This window comes from Marinomonas vulgaris, from assembly GCF_018145875.1.
Lineage (GTDB): Bacteria > Pseudomonadota > Gammaproteobacteria > Pseudomonadales > Marinomonadaceae > Marinomonas > Marinomonas vulgaris.
Genome location: NZ_JAGSSV010000001.1, coordinates 478,580 through 488,868 on the forward strand (window position 1 = coordinate 478,580; position 10,289 = coordinate 488,868).

Below are 10,289 nucleotides of genomic sequence, written 5' to 3' on the forward strand. Positions count from 1 at the left end.
TTGGCCAGCTGTCTGTATTTGATTCAATATGAGACGGCTTTCTTCATCCTCTCCTCAGAACGCCTTTGCCCGTATGCTGAGATTTCAGCCATCTAAAGGTTCCTGAGCAGGTGTCAATTTATTATACGGGTTTTGTGCTTAATGTCTTGAGACCTTAGTAGTAGAAGGTGACCACCTACTTCAGGTTATTTTCAAGATATCGCTAATATAGCTTACGTTAGCAGCAAGAATGCCGATTTTTACAACATTAATAACAAACAAGCACATAGAACTCTGCTATATTTAAATGATAATGTTCGGTATAAATATACTAAATCTACTTGAAAAATACGCAGGAGTTCACCATGAAAGCATCCGATATCATGGCAAGCAATGTCATCTGTGTTGATATAGATGAGCGCCTACCTAAAGTAAGACAGACCATGGAAGATTACGGTATTCACCACCTCCCCGTGGTGGAAAAAGAAAAACTGGTGGGAATCATTTCAGATCGGGATTTATTGCGAGTAATGAGCCCTTTCATCGGCAGTGTGTCTGAAACACCAAGAGATACCGATACACTCAACCGAGCGGCCCATCAAGCCATGACACGACAACCCATTACAGTGAATGCGGATACTTCCATAGAAGAAATTGTGGCTTGGTTCAAGCGTGTGGACATTTCTTGCCTTCCCGTGGTCGATGACGAAAAGCATGTGGTCGGTATTATATCGTGGCGCGATCTCGTCAATCATGCCACGTTTTCATAACAACCAGTCTCTAGTGCGTTTTGGCATGATCACCAAGCAAAGCTGTCAGCTCTTCTTCGTTGAATTCATATTTTTCTGCACAGAATTGGCAATCGACTAGAATGCTGCCCTGCTCAATCAGAACCTCACGGATTCCCTCAGCGCCCAGCGACATCACTGCATCCAAGGTGCGCTGGCGTGAGCAAGAGCAGCCAAACTGCATCGGCTTAACCTCGTATAGGCGCACCTCTTCTTCATGGTATAAACGATGTAATAATTGGGCAGTGTCTAATCCTAACAACTCTTCTTCTTTCACCGTCGAAGCAAGATGCGTTAAACGCTCCCAAGCATCTTCATCGTTTTCTTTAGCTTGCTCTGCTGGTAAGCGCTGTAAAAATAATCCGCCACATTGTGACCCGTTTGCTGCCAACCAAACACGGCTAGGCAATTGCTCAGACTGCGAAAAGTATTGCTCTAGACATTCAGCCAGGGTATCACCCACTAATTCAACAATGCCTTGGTAACGTTGACCGTCACGGGGTTGAATAGTAATGATCAAATAGCCGCCGGCTAGCGCTTCTTTGAGAGAAATCACCTCTGGAATAGTCTGAGATTCATCCCACTGAGCAATACCACGTAAATTTTGATTCTCGTCACACTCCGTCATGAGTGTCGACAAGAAACCATAGCCCTTTGCTTGAATAGACAAAACACCATCAATTTTGACGATGTCTCTCAACAAGGCAATCGCTGCGACAAACTCGCCAAGCAGTTTTTCCAATGGCAAAGGGTATTCTTTTCGTTTGATAATCTCTTGATACGCATCATTAAGCACTACACGCTCACCACGCACATTACTGTTATCAAAAGAGAAACGCTGTATTTCATTGAGGTTTAAAGTAGTCACAAAGCACACCTTGCTCAGGCAATCGCCTGAATAAAAAAGTTCGAATGAATATTGCGAGCATTTTACCCTCGCGTTACCGAATCATCCACTTTAAACCGTGTATAAACTGGGAATATACGTGCTTGCTATTTCGTTTATTCAAGCAGCACTCTAAAATGTTCTTCATATTATTTTTATCTTAAAGCACGTATTTTCCCTCTCATTAATAGCAATAAGAGACCCCAAGTTTTTATGATCCAATTTACCGAAGTCAGTTTACAGCGCGGCACACAATTTTTACTTGAAGACGCCGACCTCACTATTTTTGAGGGTCAAAAAGTTGGCCTCATCGGTGCAAACGGCGCGGGTAAATCGTCCTTATTTGCCATGATCAAAGGAGAACTCCATGCGGATACCGGCGAAGTAGTACTGCCTGGCCAACGCCGCATTGCTTTCATGGCGCAAGAAGTGGAAGAGACACAACGCAGTGCGTTAGATTATTGTCTAGATGGCGATGACCGACTCAGACTTATTGAGCAAAATATCGCAAACGCTCAAGCCGCTGGTGACGACCACGCCCATGCCAGCTGGCTCGGTGAATTTGAAAACGCCCACGGTTACACCGCACATTCCCGTGGAGAAACGTTACTGCAAGGTCTCGGCTTTAAAATGACCGACATGCAGCGCCCAGTGTCGGACTTCTCCGGTGGCTGGCGCATTCGCTTAAACCTCGCTAAAGCCTTGATGTGCCCCTCCGATGTATTACTTCTCGATGAGCCAACTAACCACTTGGATCTTGATGCCGTCATGTGGCTGGAAAACTGGTTGCGCCAATACCCAGGCACCTTACTGCTGATTTCCCATGACCGAGACTTCCTCGACGGTATCTGCAGCCACATTGTCCACCTGTATCAAAAACAACTGGTGCTGTACAAAGGCAACTATTCTGACTACGAGCGCCAACGCGCCGAGCACCTTGCCCAGCAGCAAGCCAATTTTGAGAAACAACAGGAAAAACGCGCTCACTTACAGCAATACGTTGATCGATTCCGTTACAAAGCCGATAAAGCCAAACAAGCACAAAGCCGTTTGCGCATGTTGGAAAAAATGGAAATCATTGGACCTGCGCACATAGATTCTCAATTCGAGTTTTCCATTCCAGTAGCGGAAAAAACCTCTCAATTATTAATCAATTTATCCCAAGCAGATCTAGGCTACACATCGGAGTCTGGCGTTCGAACCGTTCAATTGGGCAACACCAACTTTGCCCTTCGCGACGGTCAACGCATTGGTTTATTAGGACCAAACGGCGCGGGTAAATCCACCCTGATCAAATCCATAGTAAACGAAATCAACATTCTCGCAGGAGAACGTATTACCGGTGAGAACCTAAAAATTGGTTATTTTTCACAACACCAGCTCAGCGCATTGGATTTAGAAGCCTCGCCTTTACTGCACATTCAGCGACTTTCACCCAAGGTGCTAGAAAGTGATATTCGTCGTTATTTAGGCGGTTTTGGGTTTATCGGTGACGATGCCCTTCGCGCGGTGAAAGGCTTCTCCGGGGGCGAAAAAGCTCGCCTAGCGCTGTCTCTCATTTCATGGACTAAACCTAACCTGCTGGTACTTGACGAACCGACCAACCATTTAGACATCGAAATGCGTCAAGCGCTGACCGAAGCACTGCAAGAATTTCCTGGCTCTATTTTATTGGTGTCCCATGACCGTCATTTACTTAACAGTACGGTTGATGAGTTTTACCTTGTTGCTGACCATCAAATTCAAGCCTTTGATGGGGATTTACCCGCATACCATGCATGGCTGCAAGCAAGACAAGCCAACGCTGCACAAGTAGAAAAAGGCGAACAGCTCGGCGATAAAGTCGACAAGGTAGACCGTAAAGAAGAACGACGCAAAGCGGCCGACATGCGTGAGAAGTTGCGCCCACTGCGCAAGCAAATTGAAAAGCATGAAAAAGCCGTACAGATTGCTCAAGAACACCTAGATCGTATCTCCGATGCCATGTCAGACAGCGCCTTGTATGAAGCGGAACAAAGGGACAAACTGCAAACACTGCTGAGCGAAGAGGCGAAATGGAAAAAAGCGCAAGGAGAAAGTGAAGACGCTTGGTTTGAAGCGCAAGAAGCTCTGGAAGAAGCTGAAGCTCAACTTGGGTAACCGTGAGAAAATCGTAAAGATTGGCCGGGCACAAAGCTTTTATCCCTAGCCTGTCTTAATATTGTCATAATTGTAACGTACATTATAAAACTGCGATAAAGGAGAAATACTGGATGTCTTTTCCATACACTCGCATGCGCCGCATGCGTAAAAATGACTTTTCTCGACGCCTGATGCGCGAGCATCATTTAACAACTGACGACTTGATCTACCCTATGTTCATTTTGGAAGGCGAGAATGTGCGAGAAGCCATTCCGTCTATGCCTAACATAGAGCGTTTATCTATCGATTTGCTACTACAAGAAGCACAGGAACTAGTCGCACTCGGTATACCGACTATCGCGTTATTTCCAGTTATTGACGGCGATAAAAAGTCCTTACTCGCCGAAGAAGCCTACAACCCTGAGGGACTCGTACAGCGCGCAGTGCGTGCCTTGAAGCAAGCCTTTCCTGAGCTAGGTGTGTTAACCGATGTTGCCCTCGACCCTTACACCACACACGGTCAAGACGGCATCATTGATGAAGAAGGCTACGTATTAAATGACATTACGGTCGACGTATTGGTCAAACAAGCGATTTCCCATGCCCAAGCCGGTGCCGACGTGGTTGCACCATCCGACATGATGGACGGTCGAATCGGAGAAATTCGCGATGAACTCGAAGCTGAAGGCTTCGTCAATACACTGATCATGGCGTACGCCGCAAAATACGCCTCAGCTTATTACGGCCCATTTCGTGACGCCATTGGCTCCAGCGGTAACCTTGGCAAGGGCAATAAATTCACTTACCAAATTGACCCGGCTAACTCCAACGAAGCCATTCGTGAAGTCATGCTCGACATTGAAGAAGGTGCCGACATGGTCATGGTCAAACCAGGCATGCCGTACCTCGACATTGTTCGTCGAGTAAAGACTGAACTGGAAGTGCCGACGTTTGCTTATCAAGTCAGTGGTGAATACGCCATGCACATGGCGGCCTTTCAAAATGGTTGGTTAGACAAAGACAGTGTCATGATGGAGTCCTTACTGGCGTTCAAACGTGCAGGCGCCGACGGCATATTGACCTATTTCGCCAAAGACGCGGCACGCTTACTGCAAAAATAACAGGCTGAATCGGTGACCATCAGGCCAAGTTGGTGTAATTTGTCATAAAAGAGTCATGTCATTGTGGGTCGAAAAACAACAATGCGAACAACACTACATAATGGTATTTAAAGAGAACAAGATCACATGTCTGAACAGCCAGTGAACGAAAAAGATAAAAAAGAGCCCGCTTTGAGCCCATCGTTAATGCTGGACTCCGAGTTGGTCTTAGAGCCTATTCCAGAACAACCGCAAGATCCTAATAAGATCGCCATTGAAGAGCGCCTACCGGAAGAAATTGACCTGGCTGACCCAGAGCTTTACTTCAACCGAGAGCTCAGCCACCTTCAATTTAACGCGCGTGTTTTGGAACAAGCCATGGACGAAAACCACCCTATTTTGAATAGATTGATGTTTTTGTGCATTTTTAGCTCTAACATGGATGAGTTTTTTGAAATTCGTGTCGCTGGCCTTAAAAGTCAGCTTGAGTACAGTCGTGAGAAAAATGGCCCTGATGGCATGCACCCGAAAAAGGTGCTTAGCTATATCAGTGAGCAGGCGCACAAGCTTGTACGTCGCCAGTATCGAATCCTGAATGATATTATTTTTCCTAAATTAGCCAACGAAAATGTCAAATTTATTCGCCGAACTGTTTGGAACGACAAACAAGCTGCGTGGGTAAAGCGCTATTTTAGAGACAATGTGCTGCCAATTATCAGCCCTATTGGTCTCGATCCCGCGCATCCCTTTCCTCGTTTGGCCAATAAAACATTTAACTTCGTGGTCGAACTGGAAGGCAGAGACGCTTTCGGTCGAGAAAATGGACTCGCTATCGTACCAGCGCCCAGCTCATTGCCTCGTCTGGTGAAAATGCCGGATGAAGTCTGCGATGGTGGCGACAACTTGGTATTTTTATCATCCATTATTCATGCCCACGCCGACCAGCTATTCCCTGGCATGATCGTTAAAGGCTGTTTCCAATTTCGTCTTACCCGAAATGCTGATCTGGAAGTCGATTCCGATGACATAGGGGTCGATTTGGCTGGCGCATTACGTACAGAACTACAAAGCCGGCATTATGGTAGCTCAGTTAGATTAGAAATTGCCGAAAACTGCCCCTCACATATTGTCGATTCCTTGTTAAAACAGTTCGATTTAGAACAACAAGACCTCTATCGCATTGACGGTCCAGTTAACCTTAGTCGATTAATGGCAGTACTGGAGCTTGTCGATCGACCCGACCTAATGTATCCGCCCTTTTCACCGGGATTACCACGTAAACTGGCCAGCTCAGGTGGTTTGTTCGAAGCCATTCGTCAACGGGATTACTTGCTCATGCACCCGTTTGAAAGCTTTTCCCCTGTTATCGACCTACTTAGCGAAGCGGCCAAAGATCCACATGTTGTGGCCATTCGACAGACACTGTATCGTACTGGCTCTCGCTCCCCCATCGCCAATGCCTTGGTAGAAGCCGCCCGAAACGGCAAAGAAGTAACCGTCGTGATCGAACTGCGTGCACGCTTTGATGAAGCAGAAAACCTTGCCTTAGCAAGCCGTTTACAAGACGCTGGTGCCATCGTTGTTTATGGCGTTGTGCGTCATAAAACACACGCAAAAATGATCCTTATTGTGCGTCGTGAAGGCGCCGACCTGACTCGCTACGTGCATTTGGGCACAGGGAATTATCACGCTGGCAACGCTCGTCTTTACACCGATTACAGCTTTATGACTTGCGATAAAGAAATTGGCGACGACGTGCACCGTGTTTTCCAGCAGCTTACCGGTATGAGCAAAGAGCTCAAGGTGAAAAAGTTGCTGCATGCCCCTTTTACACTTCGTGATCGATTACTCGAGATGATCAACCGTGAAGCGGAAAACGCCCTCAAAGGCGAGCCGTCGCGCATCATCATCAAAGTCAACTCGTTAACAGAGCAACGCTTGGTTCAGTCTTTGTACAAAGCATCCCAAGCGGGGGTCAAAATTGACCTTATTGTAAGAGGAATCTGTACCTTACGACCTGGCATCAAAGGAATTTCGTCGAACATTCGTGTCCGTAGTGTTATTGGCCGCTTCTTAGAACACACCCGTGTGTACTACTTCTTTAATAATCGTAACCCGCAAGTGTACTTATCTAGCGCCGACGGTATGGATCGAAACCTCAACAACCGTATTGAAGTGGCCTTCCCGCTACAAGACTACAAACAGACACGTCGAGTGAAGAAAGAGCTGGAATATTACTTAACCGATAATACACAAAGCTGGATTTTACAAAGTGACGGATCTTACCAACTGTCTAAACCCAGAAAAGGCGACTACCGAAGTGCTCAACGTGCTTTATTGAGTGAATTGGCTGACAACACCCGCTAATCACCTTGTTCGCCTAGCAAAAAATAAGAGCCAGTATGATGCATACTGGCTCTTATTTATTTTTACTGCTCTGCCTTTACCGCATTACATCTGAAACAAAAAGTTCTTAATCAGATCCTTACCGCCTTCTGTCGCAAAAGATTCAGGATGAAACTGAATCCCTTGGATAGGGTAGTCTTTATGGCGCACTCCCATTAACTCAAAGTCGCCACCTTGGTGAATGGTCGAAATGTCGCTAAAATCGATTTCTTTTAAATCACCAACCGACGCTGTGACTTCTAGCACATCGGGAAAACTTTCTGCTTCAGCAATCAAAGAGTGATAACGCATCACTTCCAACTGATCCGGAATATCGTGGAAGATACCCTGGCCGTTGTGCGTAATAGGACTGGTTTTACCATGCATGGGCAACGACGCTTTCACAACTTTACCGCCGAAGACGTGGCAAATCCCCTGCATCCCTAAGCAAACACCCATTAATGGAATCGTCTTGCCAAACTCTAAAATAACGTCAGCACACACACCAAAGTAAGCCTTATCCTCTGGTGAACCAGGTCCAGGCGAAATGATGATCCTATCTGGTGACGCAATACGAATATCTTCCAACGTGACTTCATCATTACGCTTTACAATGACTTCAAACGCCTGCAGTCGACCGTGACTTTTCTCTGTCTCCAATACTTCACCAATAAACTGATACAGGTTATAAGTAAAAGAATCGTAGTTATCGATAATGTACACTTTCATGTTCTTTTCCTTGTCCCTTATCTTAAGCTTTATCAGGGGCGAAGCTGTCTAAAACGCGCTTAGTGCCAGCAAACTTGCGCTGGATCTCCTCGTATTCGTCTTCCGCATTTGAGTCGTATACGTTACCTCCACAGGTTTGCACGTACGCTTTATTACCTTTTGCAAAGACGGTACGAATCGGAATCGCAAACATACAATCACCATTAAACGAAAACTGCCCCACAGCGCCACCATAAGGTCCACGCCCGTCATTTTCTAAATCATCGATGATCTTCATCGCTTCAATCTTCGGTGCACCCGTTAAAGTACCAGCCGGAAAGTTGCTCGCTAATGCAGAGAACATGTCATGCTCTTCCGCCATAATGCCAACAATTTCGCTGGATATGTGTTGCACGTGGCTAAAGCGTTTAATGTCCATCAGGCTTCGCACCTTTACCGTACCAAATCGCGCAACACGACCGATATCGTTACGGTGAAGGTCTACTATCATATTGTGTTCAGCGATCTCTTTCGGGTCATTTAACAAGGCACGAGCAAATGCGGTGTCTTCCGTGGCGTCTTTACCGCGCTTAGCCGTACCTGCCAAAGGAAAGGTTTCCATCTCGCCCTGACGCACTCGGAACAACAATTCAGGGCTTGCGCCAATGACTTTTTGCTCACCAAATTTAATGTAATACATTTGTGGTGACGGGTTCACTTCTCGTAACTGTTCATACAAGTTAATGGTGTCGCCTTCCATATCGAACCACTTCTTAAAGCCGACTTCACACTGAAAAACTTTACCGTCAATAATATCCTGCTTAACCTTAGCGACCGCATCAGCATGATCCGACTTACTCATGGACTCCCCGACAGGTGTCACGGTGAAAGGACCATTAACTGGCGTTTCGCACGCCATAATTTCATTTACAAGTGCAAGGCGGCTTCCTTCGCTGTTTTCATCATCATAGAAAAAGTAAAACACTTCGCCTGTCATCTTGTCGAAAACAAGGCCATCTTTGTACAAACCAAAGCGGAAGGCATCGAACATTTCGCTGGACTGTAAATCCAACGACGGTTCGAAATAATTCATACTGTCGTAACCGATATAACCCGTTAAACCACCCGAAAAGCTACGCGATAGTATATTTTGTGGCACCATATCTCGTAGTAAATAATACGGATTGTCTGATTCATACGACTCAATACGGCCATCACGTTCTTCAATAAACAGCTGCTTTCCCTCTGCCCAAATTAGCTTTTCAGGGTCAAAACCTATTATCGAATGGCGAGAGATAAAACTTTCTTCGCCCAAAGATTCCAACATAAAGCAGTTATCAAAACGCTTTTCAATTTTTTTAAATAAATCAAAAAAATCACAATCGGCTCCAATGGTCACGTATTTGGGCTTTCTCGGTAGCGTAATACGCTCCGGCTTTTTATAATTGCTCATATTTCTTTTAATTCCTTTAATGCTCGGGAACCACGAGTTACCGTAGCTATCCCCACCCCTAACTGTTTAGCAATATCCCGCTGCGGAATACCTTGCTCTAACAAGGACAAAATTTGTAACCTGCGCTGCATTTCACTAATCTCATTGGGTGTCAACAACGCTTTAAGACGCTTTTCCAACACCATAGTATCGCTGGAAGTTGTTAGAAACTGGACTAGATCTTTCATATGCTTGTCTATTAAAAATAGCCTTGTATTCACGTACTAGTACAATATAGAAATCATCATTATCAATCAAGTATAGATATACATTTTGGATGATTTGATTCATATAAAATTGACTAAAAAGAAAGGGGGAATAACTCAATGACACCGACATATCAAAGAGCATTAAAGCACTCTTGTTCTGCTATTGACTAGCGCCAGCCTCATTCCTCAAGGTCATATGAGACAACCACTGCCGAGCTTCTTGTAATGTCATTTACTTGCGCCTGTCTCGTCCCTCGACGCGTCAGCATAAATGACAAACAAGAAGCCCTTTGTTACTCAGTCAGTGACGCTGACCCGTCAAAACCAACCAATACGCCTCTTACTCTACAGTGACGCCGACGCATCAATCAGGCTAAAACAGCTAAATACTTCAGTAAAATGTCCTGTTCTGTCTATGCGCAGACGCGTCGAGGCACGAGACAGGCGCTAGTCAATGGCAGAGCACGAGGCGAGTTACCTGCATAGGATTATTTCAGACATAAAAAAACCCCACACAGCGTTGGCTATGTGGGGCTTCTAGTGTTTAAAGCTTGACGACGACCTACTCTCACATGGGATCTCCCACACTACCATCGGCGATGGCGCTTTTCACTTCTGAGT

The 10,289-nt window shown here is 45.7% G+C and carries 8 protein-coding genes; 4 read left to right on the forward strand and 4 right to left on the reverse strand.

What is annotated here, in order from left to right:
- The first annotated feature begins 344 nt into the window (after positions 1-344).
- Positions 345-749, forward strand: a complete 405-nt coding sequence (locus tag J9B83_RS02280) for a CBS domain-containing protein (protein WP_211535096.1) — start codon at positions 345-347, stop codon at positions 747-749.
- Between the two features lie 10 nt (positions 750-759).
- On the opposite strand, the gene hslO is transcribed toward J9B83_RS02280, so the two are convergent.
- The gene (hslO, locus tag J9B83_RS02285) at positions 760-1,635 is read right to left on the reverse strand and encodes an Hsp33 family molecular chaperone HslO (protein WP_211535097.1); all 876 of its coding nucleotides are present in this window, start codon (positions 1,633-1,635) and stop codon (positions 760-762) included.
- A 231-nt stretch (positions 1,636-1,866) separates the two neighbouring features.
- Here hslO and J9B83_RS02290 point away from each other — a divergent pair, with 231 nt between their 5' ends.
- From J9B83_RS02290 to ppk1, 3 genes are all read left to right on the forward strand, one after another.
- On the forward strand, positions 1,867-3,792 hold the full coding sequence (locus J9B83_RS02290; protein ID WP_211535098.1) for an ABC-F family ATP-binding cassette domain-containing protein: 1,926 nt from the start codon (positions 1,867-1,869) through the stop codon (positions 3,790-3,792).
- A 113-nt stretch (positions 3,793-3,905) separates the two neighbouring features.
- A complete protein-coding gene (gene hemB, locus J9B83_RS02295; RefSeq protein ID WP_211535099.1) occupies positions 3,906-4,895 on the forward strand; it encodes a porphobilinogen synthase in 990 nt (329 codons plus the stop codon).
- A gap of 126 nt (positions 4,896-5,021) precedes the next feature.
- Entirely contained in the window at positions 5,022-7,241 is a 2,220-nt protein-coding gene (gene ppk1 / locus J9B83_RS02300; RefSeq protein WP_211535100.1) for a polyphosphate kinase 1, read from the forward strand.
- 84 nt (positions 7,242-7,325) lie between these two features.
- On the opposite strand, the gene J9B83_RS02305 is transcribed toward ppk1, so the two are convergent.
- Genes J9B83_RS02305 through J9B83_RS02315 form a run of 3 tightly spaced genes read right to left on the reverse strand, consistent with a single transcriptional unit; the run spans position 7,326 to position 9,647 of the window.
- Positions 7,326-7,988 carry an anthranilate synthase component II gene (locus tag J9B83_RS02305; protein WP_211535101.1) on the reverse strand — a complete coding sequence of 221 codons (663 nt, stop codon included), beginning with the start codon at positions 7,986-7,988 and terminating at the stop codon, positions 7,326-7,328.
- Positions 7,989-8,010: 22 nt separating this feature from the next.
- Positions 8,011-9,420: an anthranilate synthase component I family protein gene (locus tag J9B83_RS02310; RefSeq protein ID WP_211535102.1), complete on the reverse strand. Its 1,410-nt coding sequence runs from the start codon at positions 9,418-9,420 to the stop codon at positions 8,011-8,013.
- Positions 9,417-9,647, reverse strand: coding sequence for a Trp family transcriptional regulator (locus J9B83_RS02315; RefSeq protein ID WP_211535103.1), 231 nt, complete (start codon positions 9,645-9,647; stop codon positions 9,417-9,419). The genes J9B83_RS02310 and J9B83_RS02315 overlap by 4 nt, the downstream gene beginning before the upstream one ends.
- Positions 9,648-10,289: the final 642 nt, after the last annotated feature.

What these genes read in the sequence shown, in the direction of transcription:
- J9B83_RS02280 (WP_211535096.1), top strand. Translation starts at nt 345, where the DNA reads ATGAAAGCATCCGATATCATGGCAAGCAATGTCATCTGTGTTGATATA.
- J9B83_RS02310 (WP_211535102.1), bottom strand. Translation starts at nt 9,420, where the DNA reads ATGAGCAATTATAAAAAGCCGGAGCGTATTACGCTACCGAGAAAGCCC.
- J9B83_RS02290 (WP_211535098.1), top strand. Translation starts at nt 1,867, where the DNA reads ATGATCCAATTTACCGAAGTCAGTTTACAGCGCGGCACACAATTTTTA.
- J9B83_RS02315 (WP_211535103.1), bottom strand. Translation starts at nt 9,647, where the DNA reads ATGAAAGATCTAGTCCAGTTTCTAACAACTTCCAGCGATACTATGGTG.
- ppk1 (WP_211535100.1), top strand. Translation starts at nt 5,022, where the DNA reads ATGTCTGAACAGCCAGTGAACGAAAAAGATAAAAAAGAGCCCGCTTTG.
- hemB (WP_211535099.1), top strand. Translation starts at nt 3,906, where the DNA reads ATGTCTTTTCCATACACTCGCATGCGCCGCATGCGTAAAAATGACTTT.
- J9B83_RS02305 (WP_211535101.1), bottom strand. Translation starts at nt 7,988, where the DNA reads ATGAAAGTGTACATTATCGATAACTACGATTCTTTTACTTATAACCTG.